Genomic DNA, 26343 nt, shown 5'->3' with positions numbered 1-26343 from the left:
AAAAACCATAGTTCCCTTCTACAACGAAAAAAAAGTCCCCTGAAGGGAACTTTTCATGACGGCGAATCCCGGAATTGGCCCGGCGTTACGCCCGTCAGCTTTTTAAAAATTTTAAAGAAATGGCCCGGATTCTCGTATCCGACCATGCCGGCAACTTTGCTGACGGCGATATCCTTGTCCCGGATCATAATCTCCTTGGCTTTGTTCGTCCGGTACGTGTGCAAATAGCGGATGAACGAAACGCCGGTTTCTTTTTTGAACAAAATGCTTACATAGGTCGGATGCAGGTAGACCAGATCGGCGATGCTTTCGAGCGACATGTCGCTTTTGTAATGGCCGGCGATGTAGTCCAGTATTTTCTCTATGCTTTCGGAGTATTTGGATTTGGCGTTCGCCTGGCGCAAAGCTTGGACCGCGGCGTCAAACAATGCCGACACACGGCTTTCGAACTGCCGCGCATTCATCGTGGCGGCCGTTGGCGCCGTCCGGGCGGGCAGGACGGACTCCATGGCGATGCCGTGATTTTGCATGTAGACGCTCATCTCGGATGCCAAGACGGCGTAAATGCTCCCGAGCAGCCCGGCATCGTCCTTCGCGTCGGAAGCGAGTTTGCCCGTATAAGCTTGAAGCAAGCCGCCGGAGTCGGCGGGGTCGGCAAAGTCGGCGGAACCGCTCGCGCCGGTCAGCGCATCCATCACATGATGCAGGCCGGCCGCATCGAATTGCAGCCTGTCGCCAGGCAGCCGGCCGGGTGCGCCCGAAGGCGCGTGCATGCTGTAAAACAAGCTCCTCTCCGCCTGCGCGTATAAAGGATACAAATGAGGAAAACACGATTCGGCCTGAACCATGCCGATATCAAAGCGGCCGCCCTCTTGCGATTGCTCCGACAATGTCCGGCCGAGCGCCGCCAATTCCTGCTCCTGCAGTCCGGAGTCCATGTTGCACAGAAGAATGAATTGATTTTTGTAAGCGGAAACGAACTCGTATCTGATCCCGTTGTCCGGCAGCGTTTCATGAACGGCTCCAAGGCAAACGTCAGGGTCCGCAACATCCTTAAACTGCAGCACAAGCATGAAAAAATAAGGATGCGGAAACCATTCGTCCGCCGCGAAGCCCTGGAGCGCAACCTCTTCCAGCGGAACGTTGTACAAAATCATTTCCCGTATTTTGGACAGCTCCCGGTTTCGCTGCCTGAGCTTCTCCTCGCGGATGTCCCTGAATACTTTTTCCAAAATCGTCATCAGCTCGGTCTTATTGACCGGCTTTAATAAATAGTCGATCGTCTGCAGGCGAATCGCTTTGCGCGCCAATTCGAAATCGTCGTATCCGGTCAAAATGACGAACCTTTTGCACGTTCCTTTGTTCAAAATGCTTTCGATCAGCTCAAAACCGTTCATCTCGGGCATATAAATATCGGTGATGACGAGATCGGGCTGCAGCTCATCCATTTGCTCAAGCGCTTCAAGCCCATCCATCGCAGTTCCGATTTCGCCCACAAATCCGCAGCCTTGCTTGATGATGTTCGTCAATCCTTTGACAATCAGCGGTTCATCGTCCACTATCAGAATGTTCAGCGTATTCGCTCCCTTTCATTCGCTTTACGACGCCTGGCGTTCCCGCATCTTCAGTTTGACGGTGCACGTCGTTCCTTCGCCTTCGCGGCTTTCCAAAAACAGTCCCGAACCCGCGCCGTAGTAAGCCTTGATCCGCTCATGCACATTGCAAATGCCGAATCCGCCTTCGTTCGTTTGCAAGCTTTTCGGATCGGTTTTATTGTTCAGCAAGTCTTGGATCTGCTTCAGCCGCGCTTCATTCATCCCCAGGCCATTGTCTGCAATCATGATCAGCAAATAGCCCGCTTCCTCGAACATCGTCACTTTTAAAAAGCTGCCCTTGCGGCTTTTGGACATGCCATGCATAATGCTGTTCTCGACGAGCGGCTGCAAAATGAACTTCGGACACATCACCTGATCGATATTCGCACGGATTTCAAATTCGTAGTTGAGCCTGTCGCCCATGCGGATTTTGCAAATTTTCAAATAGTTGTCCAGGTTGACCATTTCATGCTGCAGCAGGGTATGCTCATTGTCCGTGGACAAGCAGTAGCGGATCAGCCTGCCGAATGCGTAGCACATATCCGCGACTTCCATATCCTGGTTCAGCTCCGCCATCATGCGCAGCGACTCCAGCGTGTTGTAGAGAAAATGCGGCTTGATCTGCGCCTGCAGGGCCGCGTAAGCCGCCTCCTTGCGGAGAATTTCCGAGCGGTGCACGGTGTTCACCAACTCGTCGATACGGCGGATCATCGAATTGTACGAGAAGACGAGCACGCCGATTTCATCGCCGCCCGCCCGGTCATCATACGGGGAAAAGTTGTTGTCCCCCACTTTCCGCATATGCTTCGCCAATTTCAAAATCCGCCGCGTAATGGAAGTTGCCGTAAAATAATAAACCGCCGACAGCACGAACAGCAGAAAAACGATGATAACGACCGTGTAGGTCAGCTCGTTTTTGATCCGCCCGAACTCCTCCCTGGCATTGCTCAGTACCAGCACTTTCATGCCCAATTCCTCAATGACCAACGTGTTGACAACCCGGCTGTTGTCCGACACATTATAATAATTGGCGCCATTGCGCGCGATCTCTTCCGTAATCGCTTTCATTTCGCTCGCGCTTACATGGTTTTGAAAGTCGTCGCTGCAGTAGACCGCACCGTTATCTTTGCCCAGCAAGCATTGGTAATTGGAGCTGCCCGCCTTCACGCTTTCGAGGAATTGAGCGATCATGCTGTCCTTCATCGTAATTTCCAAAATTCCGAGCACATTTACATATTCGTGATCATAAATTTTTTGATAAAATTTCAGCCTTGGCACTTGAACGCCGTCCGACTTTTCGTAGACCCATTGGCCTGTGAATGCGAGCTTGGGCAAAATTTGCGATTCCTCCTGCATTTCGCTGATGTTCATAATGTCAGGTTTAAAGGAGATGAACTTGATGTCGCTTTTGTATATTTTGATCGAATCGACCGAAGGATTGCTGTTGCGGATATAAGTAAGCAGCGGCCCGATGTTGTTGACATAATTGTAAATGCGCTCCGAGTCCGAATCGTAAAATCCGCTCAAATATTGAATCATGTTCTGATCGTATTCGATCACATTGTACAGCCCTTCGATTTGCGTCATGCTGACCCGTAGGTTCGTATATGCATGCTGCAGCATTTGCTGGCGCCCGACCACGTAATCTTTCAGAACCTCCGCGTTGAACAAATGGTAAATGACCGCCCCGAATACGCAGATCGGAACGAAAACGATGCATATGTAGCCGATAATGACCTTTTTTAATATCCCGACGTTGGAAAACCCGCGAAATTTACGCTTCATATGTTCATTCCTTCAACTTGGATAATGCCAGTTGGTACTGCTTGTTGGCCCAAAACTCGTATTTTTGCACGCCGATTTCGTTCGCTTTTTTCAGCATGTCATGATACGCGTCCTGTACCCCTTGCTCCGACTTGGCCAGGTAAATTTTCAACTGTTCGCCCGCAACCATGCTGTTCAGCTTCGTCTGCAGCGTTCGCTCATCCGAGTATACCGTAGGCTTCAACATGCCCATTGCCGGGTCGTAAACCGTGTATTTCCTGAACACCGCCTTCAAAGGAGCGGCCGCGAGCTGCGGCGAACCGTTTCTGAGCCCCTCGGTTACGGCGCTGCCGGCCATTTTGCCCCACCAATATAAACCGTCCCGCGCCAAAAGATCCTCATCCCATATATTGTAGTTGAACTGCGGGTATCCGGCCGGACCCGGTTTCCAATCTCTTCCCTCCAGCCCCCACCCCGCCAGCTTCTGCCCTTCCTCGGAAAAAAGAAACTTCATGAGTCGAATCGACTCCTGCAGATGGCTGTTCTTCTGCGTGATAAATACCCCCGCCCAGCCAGGCGAATAGGCATAATACCGCACTTTGCTGCTGAGCGGGCCCGTCACCATCGTCATTTCGTAACGTTTCTTTTGTCCGGCCAAACGATCGTTGATCGTGTCGGCGAGAAGCGCATTGCCGATGATCGCGAAGGCCCTGCCGTCTTCCACCAAATTCAAAGCCTTGCCGCTGCGCTCCCCGAACGTAAAATTATCCGCGCTTAGCAGCCCTTCCCGGTAAAGCTTATTGATGTAGGTATAGTAGTCGAGCCTGCCGGGCTGTTTGATGTAGTAATTGACGCTTCCGTTCTCATCTTTATAAAATTCGTCATCGGCGCTCACCTGCCCGAACTGGGCGTTGAAATAGCCGAATGTCCGTACATCGTCCGACACCAGCGGAATCATGTCCGGCCAAGTCTGCTTGACGAGAGCGAGCACGCGCTCCAAATCGTCCAGCGTCTCCAACGGAGGCGAACCCAACGCCGCCCATAAATCTTTGCGGATCGCCAGCCCCGGCCCGTCGGGCAGCGCCGCCTCGTTCGCCTCCATGTCCTGCTGAAACGAATGGCCGCTTAGCAGCGTATAAAACCGTCCGTTAGCTTGCGTGTAAAGCGCACTTTGCCGTTTATCTATCGTAAAGTCCGGCGCATATTGCGCAATCAGACTGTTCCAGTCATAGCTCATTTTATTGTTGGACAGCCGCGACAATTCCTTATCCGTAAACACCAGCTCGGGCAAATTGTCCGAAGCGATCAGGAACGGCAGCTCCCGGTCATCCGAGGCGACGGAAATTTTCAGCTTCACGCCCGTTCTGCGGGTAATTTCCTCGGGAATCGGACCGCTCCAATCCTTGAAGGGCCACCATGGGAAATCAACGAACATGCTGATTTCGACAGGCTCGGCAGCGCGAACCGCCGCCTGCTTGGACGCGGCCAAAGCTTCCTGGCCCGCATCTTTCGGATCCGCGCTTCTGCACGCCGATGAAAATAGAGCGACCAGCAGCAAAATCATCAAACAAGCTGGCGCGTTCCTTAAACGTCGACCGTTCATCATGCTGATCACCCCGCCTCTTTTTCAAAATTATGTAAGCGCTACCCATTTAGTATAGCATAAACACGCCGCTATCCCATAAGGGAATCGGCCAAAGAAAGACGCCTGCGAAACTGGCGTCGTGCTGCGGCTAGGGAGTCTGATGTAGGAGATGCGGAATGGCGGAAATATGCTGCGTGAGCGGCTAGGGCGCCGCTAATCGCGGAAGCCTCTGGTGGTCACGATTGCCACCGGTAGGCATGGAAACCCCCAGTAGTCTCAGAAACCCCCGGTAGTCCCTCTCTCGTATAAGCGAGAGCATACACGAAAAGGCTGCGAGCCCACTAGTTTGCTGAATTTCAGCAGAACTGGGGGGCGCACGACTGCTATAAAGATGTTTTCGAGGCCGTCAAATCACTCAGCAACAACTTTCGTTCCTCCACCATCGTTGGCCTTGCAGGTCATGGCTAACTCTCCACAAGGTGAGCCTCCCAAAAAGTCGATGCAACCGCTGGTGAAGCAGCTGAACAGCCCGCAAAAACTGCAAAAGTGCAGGCTTTTTCAGAGGTAACGGCCCATGTGGAGGAAAAGCCTGCAAATGTGCAGGAATTTCCGCTCGGGACAGGTCTAAACCCCAAATTCCTGCGAAAAAACTGCAGATTTGCAGGAATTATTAAAATCCGGCTCATCCAGGAGCAAAAAGATGCACTTTTGCAGGCTTTCTGCGTGTAGCCAGCACTTCCAGACAAGTTTGCGCCTACGGGCACAAGCGCTAGCGATGTTTCACAGCGTTACGGGCGGGAAGCAGCGGAGGGTCTTGCTTCCGGGCCCGCTGCAACGGTGTTTCTCAGCGTCACGGCGGTGAGCCATGGGATTCCTTGCCTCCGCACCCACTGTAACGATGTGTCACAGCGTTACGGGCAGAGAACCGAGGGAGGCCTTGCCTCCAGGCCCGCTGGTACAATTCTCCACAGCGTCCCGGGCGGAGGCCACGAGGCCTTGCCCCCGGACTCACGGCTCCGGGCCCGGGCCAGCGCTCTGCAAAGCGCGAGGGGCTGGCCCTCGGCAGCTTATGCTGCACGTGGGCCAGCCCCTTATCTCCGCGCCATGCTTGCAGCTATGGCTCTATCGCTCCGCGCCGTGCTTGCAGTTACGGCTCGATGCCCCACTGCAGGCTGCCCGCTACGTATCCTGTCACTTTGTTCCAGTCCGCATATGCGGTGGCCGCCGAGTTCAAGGAATAGTCGTCGGTTTGCGTGTAATTGCTCCAATCGGTCTTGGAAAATCTCGCCTGGATTTCGATGCTCTGCCCGGCTGCGAGGCTTCCCGCTCCGCTTGTAAAGCCTACTTCCAAGTAGTAGTCGGCGGTAGCTTTGGCTGATGCGAGCTTAACAAAAGTTCCCGTAACGTTGGAGCCCCCGACCGTCGACCAGTCGCAGAAAAAGTTTTGCGCGATATCCCCGTTAATCGTGTAGTAGTACCTGATTTTGACGTCGGCCAGATTGACCGCCGTCGTGCCTGTGTTGACGAGCTTCAATCGCGGATTGATTGAAACGGTTGAGGCGCCCAAGGTTCCGTTAAACGTCTGAACCTTGATCGACCCCGATGCTGCGCCCGTCGTATCGACGACCGTTACCGCCAAAGATTGCGCTGCCCCCGCGCTGAACTGGAACGTTAAATTCGTCGTGCCTACAGGCTGCGCAGCCAAATACGTCTTCGAGATCGTAACCGTCGATCCGGATACGGTATAGTCGGTTCCCGCGACAAGAGCCGTCGTTCCGTTCTTGATCGCGGACAACGTGTTACCGTTTAAGGTCAGCGTCACCGGAATGTCCGCCTGGTTGGCGGTCTTTTTGTCAAACGTCGCCGTCGTCGGCGATATCGTGGAACCGGCGGTCGTCGTCGTATCGACTACCGTTACCGCCAAAGTTTGCGTAGCCCCCGCACTGAACTGGAACGTCAAGTTCGTCGTGCCTACAGGCTGCGCAGCCAAATACGTCTTCGAGATCGTAACCGTCGATCCGGATACGGTATAGTCGGTTCCCGCGACAAGAGCCGTCGTTCCGTTTTTGATCGCGGACAGCGTATTGCCGTTTAAGGTCATCGTCACCTGAATGTTCGCCTGGTTGGCGGTCTTTTTGTCAAACGTCGCCGTCGTCGGCGATATCGTGGAATTGTTATTGCTCGTGCCAATCGGATCGGCGACCAGAATTCCCCGGCCGTTCGTGCCTAAATACACGCGTCCGTACACCCTCGGATCCCCGGTAATGCACATATTGATCCGCGCATACTGGTGCTGGTCATCGTTAATCCGCACCCAGGTCGTTCCAGCATCGTCCGAGCGGAACACGCCGCGTACACCGTCGATTTTGGCTACCGCGTACAAAGCCATGTAGCTTTGCCCGGCCGCCGCTTTGCCGAAACCGATGACATCCGCTTCCTGCACATTCGTCAGCTTGGTAAAGCTGGCGCCGGAGTCGGTCGAGTGCCACATGCCGTACTTCCCTTCAGTGTTGTTGCCGCCGACAAACCAGATGTCTCCTTCGCGCCCCGGAACCGCTTTGAAGTTAATCGAGGCTTCGTTCGGCTGCATGCCCGCCACATTGTTGGTCGGCAGCACCGTCGTCGCCGTCTGCGTGAAGGTCGCTCCGCCATCCGTACTGATATAAAACTTGCCGACGGAGAAAGCATAAAACTTATTCTTGTTCACACGATCGGAAATCACGATGGATTTGGCTGGAACACCGCTGCTGGCCGTCCAGGAATTGCCGCCGTTTTTCGAAACAAACACGCCGGCATCCGATGTGCTCCACACGATGGAGCCGCCGTCCGCCGCCAAAGCTACGGTACCGCCGCCGAGCGTCGTGGCCGGCTCCGAATTCACCGTATACCAGTTCGAGCCGCCGTCCTGCGAAATGCCAAGCGCCTTAGCCGCCGTCTCTTTCACCCTGTCGATATTGCCGGCCCTCACCATGATGTTCGGGCTCAGCTCCGCATAGTCGATGCTGGTCGAGGTCGCATACGTCGGGCTCGTAAAGATCGTCGACGGCGCCGCGGTCAGGTCATTGTGGCGGAAGCCGGACACATCGCCGATCGCGCTGACCAGATTGGCCCCCGACGGCGGACTGATCAATCCAAGCACGGCCATCTCTTCGATGCCTTTGGCCATGACCGATATATTCACCGTGCCGCCGCTGTCCCACGTCGTCAAATTGTTCGTGCCGTAAATCGTCGCGCCGGTGCCGTACATCATGCGGTCGGAGTTAAACGGATCGATCTCCAGATCGCCGATCATCCAGCCGAGCTTCGGAGAAGGAATCGGCGGATTAGGCGCGAGGCCAAAAGTCAGCCAAGGCGCTGCGGTAATATCCTGGGTATAGCGCAGCGTACGGCTCGGGTAGCCGTTCCAATCCCAAATCCGGGTCCAGCTGGAGCCGCCGTTCGTGCTGCGGTAAATAATCGCATCCGGCCACCACGAATTCAGGGTCGCCACCATGAGCGTATCCGGATGCTGAGCATCCACGGCAAGGCCGCCGTAGCCGTAGTAATCGTCGCTGCTGCTGCTGGCAACCGGGCTGATATTCGTCCACGTGCTTGTCGCCGTGTCGAACTTCCATACCTCGCCCTTCGCGCCGTCGTACGGACCGACGCCGTCGCTGTAAGTAATGTACAGCTTGCCTGTGGAGGAAAGCACGCCGTGATGCGGCAAATACCCTGTCGGCTGTCCGGCAAGCGCCGTCCACGTAGCGCCTCCGTCCGTACTGCGGTAAACGCTGTTCGCTTTATCCGCCACGCCGACGTAAATCGTCTGGGTAGCATTGCCGGAAGAACCCGTTCTCGGGTCGAAGGTGATCCAGGACAATCCGACGATATCGCTGCCGTATTCCTGGCCCGGGTTCTGAATATAAGTACCGGGGTTAGTGAAGCTCGTCACTTTGGACCAGGTGACCCCGTAGTCCGTACTTTTCCAAAGACCGTTCCCGCTTCTGGCCCCAAAGAAAAGAATGCTGTTCTTGTTAGGGTCGATCACAAGCCGTTCGCCCATGGAGCGCCCGGGCATGTTGCCGCCGACCTTGAAAGGCAGCGCCGTAGACTGCCACGTATTCCCCTGATCAGTAGAACGCATAATTTGGCCGTTCGTATCCCAGGCATTCGTGTAAGTGCCCGTAGCCATATACACGCGGTTCGGATCGACCGGATCCGTCGCCAGCGCGTCCACGCCGTTCTTGTTCCAATCGTCCCAGCCTACCGAGTCGGAAATCGATACCCAACTGCTTGTGGCCGCATTCCAGCGGTAAGCCCCGCCGATGTCCGTGCGGGCATAAATCAAATCTTTTTGCTTCGCATTAAAAATAATACCCGGAACAAATCCGCCTCCGGCGCCGGTAACGACATTGCGCCATTGATACGGCTCGCTGCCCGCAGCCTCGGCCTTGGACGGCGCGCTCACAAGCGCCGCACCCAAACATGCAATCAGCGACATGACAACCAGACCTGCACTTGCATACTTTTTCACCATTAATTTCAGCCTCCTTCAAAATAGATTTACTGGATCGGGCTTACCCGCACTCGCTTGAATGCCATTCACCTCCTTTCATATCATGTACGCGCTTTCAAAAAAACTTCCCTTGATGCGGCCGACCGGCCGCCGTCATGCAGCGAAGCACCGCACGCCGGGGCTGCGCGGTACAAACATTATTCTGGCAGATGAGTCTTGTCGATCCCATCTGCCAGTCATTGCAAGCTATTTTGCCGTCTTCCTCGCCTCAAACAGTTCCTGCGCCTTCTTGATCGAGAACGCCGTCACTTCGTCGTAACCGAGGCCCTTGACCTTGCTGATCATTTCCTGCTTCAGCCTGCTGTACTCCGCCTCATCCTTGGCGAATACCATCTTCCAGGAATACTGCTGGATGACGGTGCCGATTTGCGTATTTTTTTGCTCCAGCGTTTTGTCCATGACAAGCGGCGGTTTGCCGGTAAAGCCTTGCGGCGCAACGGCGATCATATTGTTTTTAAGCAAATATTCCTTCGCCGTGAGCGCACCCATCTTGGCTCTCCAGTCGCTGTCCAGCTTGCTCGGATTCCTGCTCAGCGTAGTCGACCACAGACCGTGGTCGTAAGGCTCGTTGAACTCCGGATTGATCAATGTCGGAGCCACCGCAGCGAAGTTGATCTGATTCATGCCGTCTTTGAACGTGCCGCCGCCATATTCGGCGGGAACTTGCGTCGAGGGGTCCTGGTAAGCTTTCCAGCCGAAATCGGTGACAAAAGGCTTGCCGTCTTTGACATCCCAAGTAAGCCCTTTCGGTCCGTTAGGCACAGATGTGCCGCCGCCCGCAGACAGCATCGCGCCCTCCGGCGTGTACATCCAGTTGATGAACTCCATGATGCGCTCAGGGTATTTGGCTTTGGCCCCGATCGACATCACCCAGCTATTCCCGTACTGATTGAAGCCGTAGGAGTAAACCTTCTCGCCCTTGAAAGGCACCAGCGCGAAGCCTTTGCCTTGATCGATCCGCTCTTGCGTGTTGTAGTTGGCGGCGCCTAACCAAGGGAACCAGGAGAACAAAACGCGGCCGTCCTTGTACTTGCCTGCGACATCGTCGAATTTTTGCGACAGCGAGTCAGGATCGACCAGCCCCATCTGATTGGCGTCAAAATACAATTTAAGCGATTTCATATACCAGCTGTCTTCAGAGAGCATGTCATAGTATTTGTCTTCGTCGGCAGCGATCAAAATATTCGTATTCACGATCTCGTCATAGCCGTTCATCGCCGCAAACTGCTTGGCCAGCGTCATTTTGTAGTTGGTGTCCCAATCCGCCCACAAAGAGAAGCCGTACGTCGGCTTGCCCTTTTCGTTTTTCGGTTCAAGCTCCTGCATTTTTTTCAGCACGGGGAGATAATCCTGCGGCGAATTGATCGGAGGCGCGCCGATTTTTTGATACAAATCCCAGCGCAGATCGGGCCCCCATGTCAGTTCCTTGCCTTCGGACGGTCCGGCCTGCTTCACGGCCGCCTGGTTCCCGATGCCGTAAACGGCTTTGCCGCCGCCGAAGGAAACCTTGTTCTTCTCAATCGCCTTCGGATAGCCGGCCACGATATCTTTGCCGTATTTGTCCAGCAAACCGTCTTTAGTCCAGTCATACACCAGACCCGCTTTAATCGCATTGGGGAAGTCCCCCTTGTCATCGCCGAAAATGATCAGGTCTCCCAAATTGCCGGACGCCATCAGCGTGGCAAATTTGTTGCTTCCGCCGTCCAGGTTCGAGGCGATAATGTTAAGCTCGATATTGAATTTGTCCTTCACCACCTTGGCAAACCATCCGGTCTGCTGCCCTGCGAAATTCGCCGTCTCCGAGAAAACGTCGATCTTGTACAACTCCTTTTGAGCCGACGAACCGGACGAGGCGCCGGAGCTTGCCGAGCTGGACGGCGCTAGACTCGCCGTATCCGAACTGCAGGCAGCCATGCTGAAGACGCATACGTTCGCAAGTGTGAACAGCGCTGCCTTTTTCAATGACTTGATCTTCATTTCTTTCCTCCCTATGATCGTTAATCATCTAAATAAACTCCGGTTTTCCACGGAGGAGAACCCTGCCCCAGGTTTTATCGCCATTAACCTTTAACGGCGCCGATCAAAATACCTTTCACGAAAAACCGCTGGAAATACGGGTACACGAACAAAATCGGCAAAACCACAATCATCGTAACGGTCGTTCTGACCGATGTCGTCGTCTGCATATTTTGCAAGTTGATGCTGGACAAATCCTGGGTGCTCTTGAGCAGCGCGACCAGCGAGGCCGATTCGTTCAAGTAGCGGTACAGGATGAATTGCAGCGTATACAGCTTCGAATCGGTAACGAGAAAAGCCGTGTCGACAAACGCATTCCACTGCGCCACCGCGGAAAAAATCGTGATCGTCGCGATAATCGGCGTAATCAATGGGAACACGATGCTGCGGAACAATCGCAGATAGCCCGCCCCGTCGATCGACGCGGACTCCTCCAGCGAAGGCGGGAGCGACTCGATGAACGTTTTTACCAAAATGATGTTAAACGGTGAAATGATCGTCGGCAGCACGTATCCGAGAAAGTTGTTGGTCAAGTGCAAATTATTCATCGTAATAAACCACGGGATGAGGCCTGCGTTGAAATACATGGTGATCACGACCAAACGGTAGGAAACCCGCCTCCCCCACATTTCCTTCTTCGTAAACAGGTAGCCCAAAAATGCCGAAGCCCCTACAGTCAAAATAGTTCCAATCACCGTTCTGGCGACGGAAACAAGCGCAGCGCGTCCTAATCCCTTGATTTTCAAAACCTGAACATAATTGTCGAAATGAATCTGCTGCGGATAAAATGTAATGTAGCCCATAGCGCTCAAATCATTGCCGCTGATCGTATTGATAAACAAGTAATAAAACGGAAACACGCAAAGCAGCGTAAAAATGCCCAGCAGCGCATAATTGATCACATGGAACGGAATGTGCCCCGCCGTCTTTCTTTTGATTGCCATATGCTCATCCCTCGTCAACTAAATAATAGATTCGTCGCGGAACAGTTTGGATAACCCGTTTGCCAAGAACAGCAAAATGACGCTGATGATCGATTTCAACATACTGACAGCGGTTGCAAAAGGGAAATTGTTGCTGAACGCGATGTTGTACACGTATAAATCCAGCACTTCAATCGAATTTTTATTGATCGGATTCTGGAAAGCGAAGTACTGCTCGATGCCATTATTGATAAAATTGCCGATGGAAAGCAGCAGGAGCACAAAAAAGGTCGGCAATATGCCCGGTACCGTAATGTTCCAAATCTTCTGAAAGCGGCTGGCGCCATCCACTTCCGCGGCTTCGTAAAGCTCCTGGTCGATGCCCATGATCGCCGCCAAATACAGGATCGCCCCCCAGCCGAGACTTTTCCACAAATACCAGAGAATCATAGGAAACCAAACGTTCTCGTTGGAGGCGAGGAAATTAATGCCTTTATCCGTAATGCCGAGCTCGATCAGGAGATGATTGACCAGCCCGTTATCGACCGACAACAGCGCGAACGCCAGGGAATAGACGAGAATCCAGCTGATAAAATTGGGGATCGTCGTGAGCGTCTGAACGAGCTTCCGGTATCCGGACGACTTCACTTCCGACAGCATAATCGCAAACACAGCCGGCAAAAATGAAACCGCCATGCCGAGCGTGCTCATCGCCATCGTATTTTTCATGACGCGCATCACTTCTCCCGCCTGCGTAGGATTGGACACGATGGATTGGAACCATTTCAACCCCACAAACGGCGTCTTCGACAAAGGTATGCCGGGGAAATAATCATAGAACGCATAAATCCAGCCGGTCAAAGGCAAATAGCTAAACAGAAAAGTCAACACAAGAAAAGGTAGCGCCATGAAAAATAATTTGTACTTGTTCGGGAACCTCACGCCCAGCCCCGTCCTGTAGCTCTCTTTTTTGACGAGCGTTTTTGAGCTTACTGCCATTCCAGCTTCTCCTTCCAAATAAAGCGATTACAAAATCAAGTTTGTGCTATAATCATAATTTGTTTTCGGAGCTTGCGTAATGTCAATTTTTAAGATCATTTGTGTTCATTTTTTATGTTCTTCCGTCTTAGGTAAAAAAAGGATACTTCCGCATGCGGCGGTGCCGCTTGGAAGTACCCTGGTGTTAGACTGACGTCTGTGCCTTGACCCTGTCCGCCAAAGTGTTCAAATCGTGCCCTTTCAAAGCGCCTTCGATCAGTTCCGGAAGCCTGTCGGGGGAACAGCCGAAGCAAGGAATGCCGAATTGGGACAGCTTCTTCGCTACCGCATCGTCATAAGAAGGTACGCCTTGATCGGATAATGCAAGCAAACAAATGACCTTCACACCGGCCTGGTGCATATCTGCGAGGCGCGCCAGCATTTCGCTGCGATTGCCGCCTTCATACAGATCGGATACGAGAATGAACAGCGTTTTCTTCGGCTCAGCCACAAATTGTTCGCAATACGCGATCGATTTGTTGATATCCGTTCCTCCGCCGAGCTGAATGCCGAACAGCATGTCGACGGGGTCCTCCGCGCATTGCTCGCTCAAATCGACAACCTCGGTGTCAAAAGCGACCACCCGCGTATCCAAAGCCGGCATGCTCGCAAAGATCGAGCCTATAATAGAGGCGTAAATGACCGAGCCCGCCATCGAGCCGCTTTGGTCGATATCCAGAATGACCGTCCATTCCTTGCTTCTGCGGGCACGGTCGTAGAAATACACTTTTTCCGGCAGCAGCAGATTGCGCTCTCTGTCGTAGTGCTTCAGATTTTTGCGGATCGTCGTATTCCAGTCAAGCCCCGTAACCGAAGGCAGCGGGCTATGCTGTCTGCGGTTCAGCGCCCCTGTCACCGCCCGCCGCAAATCCTGGGACAGCCGTTTGACGATCTCGTCCACGACCGCCTTGACCAATTGCCTGGCCGTTTCCTTCGTCTTCTCGGGGATTTTCCCTTTGAGCGCCATAAGCGTAGCGACCATTTGAATGTCCGGCTTGACCTGGGACAGCAGCTCCGGCTCGAACAGCAGCTGCTTCAGCCCTTTGCGTTCAATCGCGTCGGATTGGATGATCGAGACGATGTCCGAGGGGAAAAAGGTGCGGATATCGCCCAGCCATTTCGCCAGCCTGGGCGATGACGGCCCCAATCCCGCCGCTCGCGATCCTCCGCTTCCGGCAGCGTCAGCGGCGAAAGATCCCGCCGTATCGTCGTAAATGGCGGCAAGCGCCTCATCCATCATCGCCGCCTCGTCGTCAAGCCTGCAGCCGCCGTACGACTGCAGCTTCTCTTCGGAAGCGGCGCCCAGAATCAGCCGCCACCGTTTCAATTGTTCTTCGTCTGCTTTTTTCATAGGCTACAAGTCTCCAAAATCGAAATCGTTGAGCTCATCCAGCGTCTCCTTTTCTTCCTCGCTCAGCGGACGCTGCAGCACAGCGCCCGTCTCGTCCGGGCTGACGCCCCAAATGTCGCCCATCATTTCGGCGACGGCCGCTTTCTCCCTCGGCTCAAACGCGCCGAAAGCCCGGCGGAGAAACACGAGGGAACGCTGGAAAGGCTCCTTCTCCAGCGATGCGATGTAGGTGTCGAGCTGCTGCCACAGCGAGACCCGGGACAACAGCGCATACCGGTTGCGCATCGACAGCCCCTCGAACCAGCCCGCTCCCAGATCGACCGGGATGCCGGGCGACAGCCTGCGCGAAACTTCCTCCGCACACTTTTCATCGGAAATCACGTTCCGCTCCAGCAGGATGGCAAAAGCGAACCCCGACAGCTTCGCATTGCGGTCGTCCCGTGAGGAAAGCTCCAGCAGCTTTTTCAGCCAAAGCTCATCGTCGACCGCTTCATAATGGTCTTGGGAAATGCCGTGCAGCGCCTGAATCGCTTTGACCATGCCATGGGCCGCGTCATCGTTGCATGCCGCAGCATCGACCAACAGCAGCGTTCCCCGCAAAAACAACTGCTGAAGCAGCGGAACCAGCGTCTCCGTCTCAATGCGCCGCACCGATCCGTAGCGGATCAATACGGACAGCTCGTAGGCCGCGGAAGCGATCTGCTCGAAGCTTCCGGCATCCACGGCGAGCCGCTGCAGCGCGGCTTTGGCCTGCTCCATCAGCTCCGTCAAACCGCAATCGCAGGCCAGACGGATCATGCGGGAAGCCTCCGCGATATCGCCGCAGCCTTCGAGGCGCTCCTTCAGCACGAACGCGGCCGCAAGCTCGATCGTTTCACCTTTCAACGTGGATTCCACCGCTTGAATTTCCGCTTCCGGCGTCCAATGCAGTACCCAGTGCTCGGCCCAGGACGCCGAGTCCTGGTTGACCTTCTGTTTCCGGGCAAAGCTGATGCCCAGCAGCTCCAGGCGGTGCAGCAGAACCGAGCGGTGTAAATCGAGATACGCCGCCTCCCCGGACTGCACTCTGCGGTTTTCGCGCAAATCCAGCTCCAGCGCCGCTGCTACCGCCGATTTGTACTTCTCCAGCTTGAGCCGCTTCAGTTCCCGGTTCAAATCATCCTGAACCGGCGTTTGGCTGACTCCTTCCGGCAAGCTTCCGATTGCCGTGCCGACGTCCGTCCTGGCCAGAGCCTCCGCGATGGCGGAGAACTCTCCGTAGCCAAGCGTGACGGTCGCCGCATCGCGCAAGTCTTTCCAGGTCGGCAAACTGCCGTCATGCAGAGCGGCAAGCGCCTCGGCCAGCCGCACGCCTTCGATCAGCGAAGCCGTCGACCGGAAAGTTCCGTGCTCCCGAAGGTGCGCCGCTACCTGGGAAAAGTACAAGGAGGGCAGCCTGTTCAAATCCCCCTGCCGCAAGCACTGCCAAAACAGCTCAAAATAAGCGGGGGCCTGATTCCCGGCTCCATAACCGGAGTGTGTGGACAACTTATAGTACGAGTAAGGCATCAAGGTCAGCTTGGTTGAAGCTTTGGGCAGGCTTGCCATCTCTTCATCGCTCATGCACGGGAAGCGGAAATCCATCGCCGAAGCGTGATGAGCGCCCGTAATGACGACAATGTTCTCGGGCTTGTGCCCGGACTCGATGGCATCCTTTATTTTGCGCCTCATATAAGCTTCGCGAATCTCGTTGTAGGCGGCATCGGCCGGTGCGGACCGCCATTCCTCCCGTTCGGTCAAGCCGCGCATCTGCGCCGAAAATTGGTACACCGCTTTGCGGTACGCATCCTTGTTCGCGTTATGCTCAAAATGCCGCTCCCAGAACGACTCGTAATCCGGTTCATCCTCCAGTTCGGCAAGCTGCCGGTAGAGCCCGTTCTGGTACCGGGCAAAGCTGAAATCACCGCCGCTCTCATCCGCCGCTGCATCGTCCCCTGCCGAACGCCTTTTTCTTTGCTCATAAAGCGCCAGTGAAGTCTCCGACGGCAGATCGATGAAAGCCGCGTGCGCCTTGTTTCGCACCGCCCACTGAAAAGCCTGATATTCCGGCGAATAATCGGCAAAAGGATACAGCAGCGTCCGAACGGGCAGTTGGTCCGTATAAGCCAAAATGGCCACCGGCGGCACGACGCCCCGCGCCGTCAACTGACCGATGTACCCGCTCGCATCGGCGGGCCCTTCAACGAGGACGGCCGTCGGCTTCACTTCGTCCAGAAAAGCGAGCAAATGATAAGCGCCCGCAGGTGATAAATGCCGTATCCCGAATACGTGGAACCCCTGCCCGCGGCTTAATTGTTCATCTCCGAGCACGCGTAGTACAGATTTCTCCATGTCGATCCCCGCTTTTTCATTACATTTTCCAAATATTCCTTCCAGACGAGGCGGTCCTTCTCTTCATCCTTCACAATAGCCCCTTGCAGCCCGGCGGCAATATCCTCCTCGCTGATCTGCCCGCTGCCGAAGCTGGCCGCAAGCGCCATGCTGCCGGTTAACAGCGAAATGGCTTCCGCCGTCGAAATAACCCCGCTCGGCCCTTTCACCTTCTCCTTGCCGTCCAAAGTCATCCCGCTCCGCAGCTCGCGGAAAACCGTAACCACCTTGCGCACGGCTTCCTCGTCCGGCAGTGCGGCCCGGAGCTCGTAGCTCGCGGAAATTTCACCGACGCGCTTGCGAACGATCTCCACCTCCGTATCGATATCCGAAGGCGACGGTAGAACGATGATGTTGAAACGCCGTTTGAGCGCCGCCGACATCTCGTTCACACCGCGGTCGCGCGTATTGGCCGTAGCGATAACGGAAAAGCCGCGCGCTGCCGACATTTCCCTGCCCAGCTCGGGAATCGAGATCGTCTTCTCCGACAAGATCGAGATTAACGCATCCTGCACCTCCGAGGCGCAGCGCGAAATTTCTTCGAACCGGGCAATGCCGCCGGTCTCCATAGCGCGGAAAATCGGGCTTTTGATCAGCGCCTGATCCGACGGTCCTTGAGCGAGCAGCATCGCGTAGTTCCAGGAGTAGCGGATTTGCTCCTCGCTCGTCCCCGCCGTGCCCTGAATAACCTTGGAAGATTCTCCATGGATCGCGGCCGTGAGATTTTCGGAAAGCCACGATTTCGCCGTTCCGGGCTCCCCGATGAGCAGCAGCGCCCGGTCGGTCAGCAAAGTGGCGATCGCCATCTCCACCAGTCGCCTGTTGCCGATATATTTCGGCGTAATCGCCACGCCTTTGACATTTCCGCCGGTCAAAAAAGTAAGCACCGCTTTCGGAGAAAGCTGCCAGCCGGCGGGCTTGGCATCCTGGTCGAATTTTTTCAACGCTTCAAGCTCCTCCGCGTACAGCTTTTCGGAAGGCAATCTTACGACATTTTGTTTTTGATCCATCCCCATATTCCCATTCCTTTCTCCTCTTGTTCCGATGGCCCCGCTTGTTCCGATTCCTCCGGCTTGGCGGCTGCCGCTTCCGCGATGTCCAGCAGCTGCTGTTTCATTCCTTCATAGGAAAGGCTTTCCGCGAATGCCCGCAATCTCTCCGCGTAGTTTCGGGGCAGCGAGGCAAGCAGCGCGAGCTGCGTGCGGTCCAAATAATAGAACTGCTTGGCGCCTCCGCCTTCGAGAACGCTCATCAACATTTCCGCAGCGTCCCGGTATCCGATTCGGAAAAGCGCCAGCAGCATATTCACTGTTCGCGACCGGTTGAAGTTCGGGGTCTGTTGGCATTTTTTGATCAAATAATCCGCGACTTTGTCATCTGCATCCGTGGCAAGCCTGCAAACCAGCTCTTCCTCATCCAGCTTCACGAACAACCGCACCCATCTCGGATCCCATCCCTGCATCTGACTGCCGACGGCTCCGCGTGCGGGATTGCCCCGCAATTGCTGCTCCAAGGTTGGCGTGATTTCATGAAAAGAACGAATCAGCTCCTTGGCCGCAGGCTGCCGCTTATCCTTGAGATCATGGCAAAAGCGTTCATAGACGTCCTCTGCGGGCAGGATCTTCACCGCCGCTTTGAAGCCGTAGGCGATGAACTTGCGGTTATGCGCTTCATGCAGCGTAACCGCAAAGCGGTCGGCTTCCGGCAAATCCAGCCGCAGCAGCAGCTCCGCTGCGGCCTCCTGGGCGGCTTCCGTCTCCGGTACGATAAACGCCGGGGCTGCCAGCAGCTTTTTCAATAATTCAACAACTTCCGGCACTCTCTTTCCACGCAAGCTGTGAATAGCCGCGAGCAGTTCGTCCGCTGCGCTTTGCACGTCCGTTTTCCGGACTATTCGTTCCAATGCGCTCTCCGCGCTGCCAATGACCGAAAGCGTCAGATCGTTGGCTTTGCACAGCTGCACGGGTTCGATCGCGATGTCCCGGTCCCTGGAATGGAGCGCCCGGTACAGGCGGGCGATCGCTTGCTCTGTCCCAAGCCGGGACAACGCGAACAAGGCCGCTCTGCGGATTTCCTTTTTCCTGTCATCCGCTTGCTCCAATATAAACTCTTCCTGCTCGAGATACTCGCCGAGAAGCTCGATGGCGGCGGAGCGCACTTCCGCCGAGCCTTCCTTGGCTGCCTGCAGGAGAAGCTCCAGGCTCGCTTGTTGAAGCAGATCGTGGATCATCTCAAGCCTGCGGGCGTCGCCCTTGCCTCCATCGATCCTGAACTGCCGCTGCAGCGCCGGAAGAGCTTCCTTCCCGTAGGCCGGCAGCACATTGCGCTGCAAATACTCAGGAATCTCGGCGTAACTGTCGTCCAGAGCGCTTACCGCAGCGGATACGAGGCGAAAATCTTCGAACAGCCCTTCCTCGTAAGCCTGGCGGATCTGTTCCCATCTGCCTTGCCCCTTCGTCGTCAGCGCTTCGATGACAGGCTGCAGCTTCCTGTACGGAACGCGGGTGGAAAGCCTGGCATCCGTGCCTTCGACCGGGACAAGCTCGCCCTCCGTATCCGTCTTGCCTTGCGTGTACAGGACGGAGTTCAGCAGCGTCCCCAGCTCAAGCAGTCTGGCCGCCGAACTGCCCGCCTCCGCTTCAAGCACCCCGCCGACGGCTTGCGCCAGCCTGTTGAACACGGGTGCGGATTCGCCGAGCTTTTGCAAGGAGGGAAGCATTTTTTGCAGGCGCAAATCCCCCGCCGCCATCCCGCTTCCCGCTATAAACAAGCGCCGCACCTCATGCTGCAGCTCGAATAAAATGTCTATACTCATGGATTCGTCTCCCAGCTTCAGTTCTTGTCATCAGTACAGCAATCGAATGACCTCGTTCGGAGTGATAATGCTAAGAGGCTGCGCCTCCAACCGGTTGTTCCGCATGTTATGCCCGAACATAACCAGAACCGCCTGCCGCTTGGTCCATTCGCTATTCAGCATAGGCAGCAGCGATACGGCCGGCTGGTCCAAATAGGCGATATCCGCAAGAGGGAGCCGCTTGCCCTGTTCATCTATGAGGACATACGTATCTGCGGTCCGCTGGATTTGGTCCGCATACAGCAGCATGACCGGATGCTTATCGGAAAGCGGATTTTTGATCTGGTTTTTCACCTGCTTGATCGTTTCCGGCCATGACTTCCGGGCATGGGCGCGAATCGCCGCATAATCCGCCGCTCCGGCTTCGCGAATCGTCGCTTCCTCCCAGCGCACTCTGGCATTCAGCTCCCCGGGGTATTGAAACAACTCCTGGGCGCACGCCACCTGAAAAAAGGAATCGTCCTCGCGTATGTACTTCGCTGCGCGAAAAGGCCGGTACGTCCGCGTGGTATGAATTTGGCCTGTCTCCAGATCGCACCAGAACCCCTCATCGACGTACTCGCCCCGCGCCTGATCGGTATAAGAGCGAAAAGCCAGCTGGAGCAGCTCGGCGTCCTTGCGGACACGCCCATGTTCCCGAAGTTCGGCAAGCTGCCAGGCATGGCCGATTCCTTCCTCCAACGTCGTCTCCGTATCCATGGGCGCATCAGGGTTCTCCAGCCTGTTCTGCAGATGCTCTCTACCCTTCCTGATCAGCGTCTGCAAAACCGTCAGGCGCTCCATCGCATTCGAGTACACGGATTCCCTGTCATCCTCGGACCGGAACTGAAACGCCAGGCCGCGAAGCTCCGTCTGAATGCCCGGGATGTAGTAGTTGCCGAGCTGCTTCGCCTGATCCTCGACAGTTTGCAGCGCCTTCCGGTCCACGCTGCCCAGTCCCGACTGCACCAACTGCAGCACCAGCTTCTCCGCGATGGCGATGCCTTCCAACTGGGCGGCTATTTTTTTCGCCAGCGCCGACTTATTTGTCTTGCGCTTGGGAGCCGGGCTATCCGGACTGTCCGGGCTTGCAGCCGCGCTCTTCTTTTCCTCCCGCTTCTCGGCCTTCTCCCGTTTTTCCAATATATCCGCAGGAATGGGAGCCGTTTCGAATGGTTTCCCAGCCGCATAAGCGTACATCAAACCCAAATTATGCTTGCAAGGAAACTGCCGGCTCGGACAAGTGCAGCGGAACACCGGGCTTCCTTCTTTGATCCAATCGACCGAGCAGCGATACGGCTCTTTCCCGCTGCCCTTGCACTCTCCAAAAATGAGCGTCCCGTCCTCCGACCGGCCAAGCAGCGGAAAACTGTTTTTCTTGACCAAATCTTTGCCGTTCTTAATCGCGCTGCTGTTCAGCGCCAGACTGTCCACATACGCTTCCGTTACATTCATGATCGCATACCTCTCATAACTTGGTTATACAAACAGTTTCCACACAGTTCCTGGATTTCCTTTATGAAGAATATGAATTTCACGTGACCGCTAGAATGCAGGAAGCCTACTCGTGAAAAGACTTCCAGAACGCTCCCTGCTTATCGATGTACGCATCCAGGTCCGCCAGCGGAATGCGGAAGGTGATAAAGCCCGCCGAATAAGGACCCATATCGTAAGGGTAGAAATAAATGTTCAGCAATTCATTGTCGATATAAAACTTTTGATCCTCCGCGATGCCCTTGAAATCCCGCACAGCTTCCGGGAACATGCCCATCTCGTCCGCATCGCGCTCCATCTGGACCCGCATCAGGCTGCTGATTTGGCCAAGGTAATCTTTGCCCGGCTGGAACAAATCCGGAAGCCGGTAGACGTCGCCTGTGCGAATATTGACGTGAGTATATTCCTGATAAGGCATACCGTGCGCAGCGCCGTAGTTGTAAGAATCACCGCTAGAATCTACAACAAGCAGATCCTTCTTGAACATTTGGACCGAGAAATCGCCTTCCGTATTGGTCCATATCTCATCGACGATGGTCGCATCCGCCGAAGATTTTGGTTTAAACTCATCATTGATCCGCTTTTGCACGGCGGCATCCTGCAGCCCCTCGATAACCGGATAGTAAAACAGGTCATTGCGGTGCGGTCTTACTTTGGCTTCCTTCAAAACGGCGCCGCCGCCCAGCTCTTTACGATACTCGGCCTTCCAGACGACTTGGCCGTCCTTGGTTACGTATTGCAGTCGGTTGTCCACATCGGCATAAATCAGACTTTGATTCAGCTTGATTGACCCTATTCCGCGGATGACCGGCAGCGTCTGCACCTTTTGCCCCTTTTCGTCGATGAAATAGGAATCCAGCCCATCGCTTACGCCGCTGTAACCGTCCTGAAATTCGGACACCTCGTCGAACTTGTATTCCGTCACCTGCTTGCCGTCTTGGTCGAACAAGGCGAATTTGTATAATGCCTTATCTTCGATTTCAGGATGGAGGTAGTCCTGCCGGGCGACCTTCCACAGCGTTTTGCCGATGTATTCGATGGCGCCGTATTGGGGCGGCAGCACGTATTTGCCCTTCGCATCGATAAGCCCGGTTTCCGCACCGTAGTTCACTTTGACGACGGCCCGATTTTCATGGAAAGCATCCGCATCCCCGAATGTATCGGCAATAGCCAGACTGCCGCTCTCATCGAAATAACCCCATTTGGAATGATCCGTCATTCTGACCGGGGCCATCCCGTTGGAAAACGAGAGCAAGCTTTTGGCCTGATACGCACCCAACTGCTCTCCTTTTTCGCTGATTAACAAATATTTACCGTCCAGTGTTTGCACAAGCGCCTTGCCCTCTTGAAAAGCGTTCGCATACTTGTACTGCGGCTGTATCAGGAATGCCCCGGTTTTGTCGATATATCCGAACTTCCCGTCTACCTTGACGGCCGCTTTGCCCTCGGCTATGGAGTACAGGTCGCCCTCCAATACCTTGACCTTTTGACCGCGTTCATCGAGAAGTACGATTTGTTTCGACTCGGTCTCGGCCGCAAAGCCGCCTTCAAACTCCTTGATACTTGTGTAAACCGGATTCAGCAAACAATTGCCGGACCGGTCGATCATCCCGTACCTATAGTCGTACTCTTTCCCAAGGATTCCTACCACTGCAACGCCTTGCTTCGAAAAAAATTCCGCGGTATCGAAAGCCGGCTCTATAACCGGTTTCCCCTCCTGATTCATATACCCCCATCTTCTTTTATCGTCCAAAACATAATAAGGATAAAGCTCCTCTGCCGCTTTTGGCGTCGCTATCGCCGGCACGGGCGCGGGCGTTTCGCCGGATACCGCTTTTTCCGATGACAAGCATCCGGATAACAAAATCAAACTTGCCATTGCAAAACATACGGACCACTGCTGCACGAATGTTTTCAAACAAATCCTCCTGACATTGGCTATGTTGCGGGAATCGGCGGAATCGGCGGGAGCGCCGGAACCGGGCCGCCTTGTCTGTTTTATCGGACAAGGACCCAGCAAAATACCGCCATACTCTCTGCCATTGTACCATAACATGGAACGATGGCAGAAAGTAACCAGAAAGTAACCAGCATCATTGCTCATTGCGGCATTTGATTTTATATTCAGCGTCCTCTCTTCCAAGGCATTTTTTTCGTACTTTGCAATGGCTTGTTCCATATCCCCACCTCAGCTTGTAAAGATAACATCACCAATTATAGTACCAGCTTCGATTTTATTATGTGTACGCCAATACGTATAGGCATGAAATACCTGTTATAATAAGTTGATGAGCCATTTAGTTGTCACGGGTATACAATATCAATTCAAGGAGAAACCGAGATGGAAATTTTAAAATTACATCCCAATGAACAGCCTCCAATGGAGCTGCTTTTATTAGCCGATCCTTCCCAAAAACTAGTTGGCGAATATATACAACGCGGCGAATGTTTCGTGGCCAAAATGGACGGCGGCATCGTAGGCGTATATGTCCTGCTGCCAACAAGGCCTGAGACAGTGGAAATCGTCAATATTGCGGTTGATGAGAACCATCAAGGCAAGGGCATTGGGAAACAGCTGGTGAACCATGCCATTCAACGTGCAAAGTCGCTCGGTTATAAAACGATTGAGATCGGCACCGGCAATTCGGGCGTGGGACAGCTGGCTCTTTATCAAAAATGCGGCTTTCGAATAACCGGAGTCGACAGAGATTTTTTTATCAGACATTACAATGAACAAATATTTGAAAACGGGATCCAAGTTGTAGATATGGTACGCCTGTCGCAAGATATATAAATTTCGATAATGGAGGGTCACAGGGTTGACTTTAGAGATTGGGAAGATTCAGGAAATATACCGGTACCCAGTAAAATCATTTGCAGGAGAGCGTTTGGAAGCTTGCAACATCGATTCGTACGGATTATACGGCGACCGTTTTTGCGCTTTTTACGATGAGACGCGGAAGGGATGGGAGAGCTTTATTACCGCCAGAAAAATCCCCAAAATGCTCGCCTACAAGGCAAAGCTCGTCGATGAGGAAATACGTGTTACATCTCCTGACGGGCAGTCCTTCGGCTGGAATGAAGAGCTGCTGAACGAAATACAGACCTATTCCAGAACAAAAATGTCCATGACGGCCTACAGGGCCCAGAACCCGGAGAACCCCGAGCTTATGTCGGTCGATTCGGCCAGTGTCCTGATCATTACGGACTCCACATTGCGCAAGCTGGAAACGATTTGGGGAAAGAGCCTCGATCATCGCCGGTTTAGAGCAAACTTGGTCATCTCCGCCCGCGACAATACATTGTCCGAAAGCGACTGGATCGGCAGGAGATTGTCGGTGGGCGGTGCGGAATTGCAGGTCGATCAGTTTTGCGAACGTTGTTCCATGATTACCATTGACCCGGACACGCTGGAACGCGACCCTTCTCTGCTCAAAAAAGTAAACGAAGAGATGAATTTGACGTTCGGCGTATACGCTTCGGTAACCAGGACAGGCCAAATTCGAGTCGGTGATAAGGTGTTTTTGTAAATTCAAAAGAATAGAGACAAGGCGCGCAGCGCTTTTGGGGAATCGAAAGCGCTGCGCGCTTTCCTGCTCACGGACGTTTCCCTGGAGACGGAAACCATTTCGGCCTTTTACGCCAAACGGTGACCCATTGAAATCTTTTTCCGTCAGTCCAAAAAGAACCTTGGGTTTAACACGTATCAAGTTCGTTCCGCCATCGCCTTTATCCGTCTTTATCCACCTATGGGCTAAGTAAACCTATTCTGACTTAAAGTATCCACTTGCCCCTTATACGTATCCTCCTGCACAAACAGCCTCATACTCGGATCATACCAGCGAGCCCTTAAATATTGTTGGTACGAGTTCAGTTTCGTTTTCCAGTACTATCCATATAGCTTACCACATCACCGTGTCCGTTTTATCTGTGGTACCTTTAAGAAAAATAAACGGCAGTAATTAAAATCATTACTACCGTGGGGTGTCTGTATTTAATTTTAATGCTGCTGTTCCTTTAGCTTCTCAATATCATACTTGGCGAGGAGGCATTAAGTTATATTTTAAAAAGCGGAATTTCTAATTCGCTCTGAACAAAACTCATATCAGAGTCTCTAGATACTAATATGAGATCATTAACCAGGGCTGTAGCAATAATAAGGGCATCAGGGGTTTTCAACTTTCGTCCCTTGCTCTTCTGATCCCTGCGAATAGAGCCGGCCAGTCTTGCAATGTCAGAGGTGACATCTATACATCTTCTGGTTGTAAACAACTTCTCTGCACGAAGTTGTTCCTCAGGTTTTAACCCGGCAAATACTTCACATTCTGTAATTGTAGAAAAGTAAATCTGCATTTTATCACGAGAGGCTTGCTGAGCAAAATCGATAACATTACCTTCATTCATAAGAATGGCAATCGCAACATTCGTATCCAACAAATAACCCTGGCTCATGAATTCCATTCCTCGCGTGATCTGTTCACTTCATCAAGAAGTTCCTTGCCTCGTTCAGGAGATAATGCCCCGGCTGCTTCCAAAAGATCATCAATTGAGTAATCGTCCTCTTGAGCTTCCACTGTCTGTTTCTCGAGGTCAATCAAAATACGCGAATTATTTATATTGAGTTTTTGAAGGATGGATTTAATTACACTGACTGTTTGTTGATCCATTTTTTTGGGGATCATTTTTATCCCTCCATTAACGTGTTTATTAAATTCATTATAACATATCTGCTGCTGGTTCAATAATTATGCCGCTTGTGACCCGCGATTGCTTTATTCAA

General features: G+C 53.7%; 17 protein-coding genes and 1 pseudogene. 3 read left to right on the top strand and 15 right to left on the bottom strand.

The genetic code is table 11. The features are described 5' to 3' along the window. Positions 1-53: 53 nt before the first annotated feature. The 13 genes from AC6RNO_RS28415 to AC6RNO_RS28355 form a co-directional block, all read right to left on the bottom strand. Complete coding sequence (locus tag AC6RNO_RS28415; RefSeq protein WP_497107550.1) at positions 54-1559, bottom strand: response regulator; 1506 nt, start codon at positions 1557-1559, stop codon at positions 54-56. Between the two features lie 39 nt (positions 1560-1598). After that, a complete protein-coding gene (locus AC6RNO_RS28410) occupies positions 1599-3380 on the bottom strand; it encodes a sensor histidine kinase (protein WP_488436986.1) in 1782 nt (593 codons plus the stop codon). Positions 3381-3384: 4 nt separating this feature from the next. Beyond that, a complete protein-coding gene (locus AC6RNO_RS28405) occupies positions 3385-4965 on the bottom strand; it encodes a type 2 periplasmic-binding domain-containing protein (protein WP_497107549.1) in 1581 nt (526 codons plus the stop codon). Positions 4966-6091: 1126 nt separating this feature from the next. After that, on the bottom strand, positions 6092-9460 hold the full coding sequence (locus AC6RNO_RS28400; protein WP_497107548.1) for a X2-like carbohydrate binding domain-containing protein: 3369 nt from the start codon (positions 9458-9460) through the stop codon (positions 6092-6094). A 225-nt stretch (positions 9461-9685) separates the two neighbouring features. Further along, positions 9686-11476: a type 2 periplasmic-binding domain-containing protein gene (locus AC6RNO_RS28395; protein WP_474685717.1), complete on the bottom strand. Its 1791-nt coding sequence runs from the start codon at positions 11474-11476 to the stop codon at positions 9686-9688. An 83-nt stretch (positions 11477-11559) separates the two neighbouring features. Beyond that, positions 11560-12459, bottom strand: a complete 900-nt coding sequence (locus AC6RNO_RS28390) for an ABC transporter permease subunit (protein WP_497107547.1) — start codon at positions 12457-12459, stop codon at positions 11560-11562. A gap of 18 nt (positions 12460-12477) precedes the next feature. After that, a complete protein-coding gene (locus AC6RNO_RS28385; protein ID WP_497107546.1) occupies positions 12478-13437 on the bottom strand; it encodes an ABC transporter permease subunit in 960 nt (319 codons plus the stop codon). Between the two features lie 184 nt (positions 13438-13621). Then, positions 13622-14827, bottom strand: coding sequence for a VWA domain-containing protein (locus AC6RNO_RS28380; protein WP_497107545.1), 1206 nt, complete (start codon positions 14825-14827; stop codon positions 13622-13624). Positions 14828-14830: 3 nt separating this feature from the next. After that, positions 14831-17197, bottom strand: coding sequence for a DUF5682 family protein (locus AC6RNO_RS28375; RefSeq protein WP_497107544.1), 2367 nt, complete (start codon positions 17195-17197; stop codon positions 14831-14833). After that, the gene (locus tag AC6RNO_RS28370; RefSeq protein ID WP_497107543.1) at positions 17155-18246 is read right to left on the bottom strand and encodes an AAA family ATPase; all 1092 of its coding nucleotides are present in this window, start codon (positions 18244-18246) and stop codon (positions 17155-17157) included. The genes AC6RNO_RS28375 and AC6RNO_RS28370 overlap by 43 nt, the downstream gene beginning before the upstream one ends. Further along, positions 18222-20051 (bottom strand): HEAT repeat domain-containing protein, encoded by a 1830-nt coding sequence (locus AC6RNO_RS28365; RefSeq protein WP_497107542.1) that lies wholly within the window; start codon positions 20049-20051, stop codon positions 18222-18224. The genes AC6RNO_RS28370 and AC6RNO_RS28365 overlap by 25 nt, the downstream gene beginning before the upstream one ends. Positions 20052-20081: 30 nt before the next feature. Further along, positions 20082-21524, bottom strand: a complete 1443-nt coding sequence (locus AC6RNO_RS28360) for an SWIM zinc finger family protein (RefSeq protein ID WP_497107541.1) — start codon at positions 21522-21524, stop codon at positions 20082-20084. A gap of 106 nt (positions 21525-21630) precedes the next feature. Further along, on the bottom strand, positions 21631-23481 hold the full coding sequence (locus tag AC6RNO_RS28355) for a WG repeat-containing protein (RefSeq protein ID WP_497107540.1): 1851 nt from the start codon (positions 23479-23481) through the stop codon (positions 21631-21633). Positions 23482-23904: 423 nt separating this feature from the next. Between AC6RNO_RS28355 and AC6RNO_RS28350 the strand changes: the two genes are divergently transcribed. From AC6RNO_RS28350 to AC6RNO_RS28340, 3 genes and pseudogenes are all read left to right on the top strand, one after another. Beyond that, on the top strand, positions 23905-24357 hold the full coding sequence (locus AC6RNO_RS28350) for a GNAT family N-acetyltransferase (RefSeq protein ID WP_474685735.1): 453 nt from the start codon (positions 23905-23907) through the stop codon (positions 24355-24357). Between the two features lie 25 nt (positions 24358-24382). Next, positions 24383-25093, top strand: coding sequence for an MOSC domain-containing protein (locus AC6RNO_RS28345; RefSeq protein WP_497107539.1), 711 nt, complete (start codon positions 24383-24385; stop codon positions 25091-25093). A gap of 24 nt (positions 25094-25117) precedes the next feature. After that, positions 25118-25335 (top strand): annotated as a pseudogene (locus AC6RNO_RS28340) (IS701 family transposase); the annotation flags it as partial. Between the two features lie 284 nt (positions 25336-25619). On the opposite strand, the gene AC6RNO_RS28335 reads toward AC6RNO_RS28340, so the two are convergent. Both AC6RNO_RS28335 and AC6RNO_RS28330 read right to left on the bottom strand, forming a co-directional pair. Continuing rightward, complete coding sequence (locus AC6RNO_RS28335; protein WP_474685739.1) at positions 25620-26015, bottom strand: type II toxin-antitoxin system VapC family toxin; 396 nt, start codon at positions 26013-26015, stop codon at positions 25620-25622. Beyond that, positions 26012-26245: a hypothetical protein gene (locus tag AC6RNO_RS28330; protein ID WP_474685741.1), complete on the bottom strand. Its 234-nt coding sequence runs from the start codon at positions 26243-26245 to the stop codon at positions 26012-26014. Before AC6RNO_RS28330 ends, AC6RNO_RS28335 begins: the two co-directional genes overlap by 4 nt. Between the last annotated feature and the right edge of the window lie 98 nt (positions 26246-26343).

It is taken from the genome of Paenibacillus sp. sgz302190 (genome assembly GCF_059820445.1).
The sequence above is the reverse complement of the archived record's forward strand: the minus strand, read 5'-3'. Positions and strand labels throughout refer to the sequence as shown.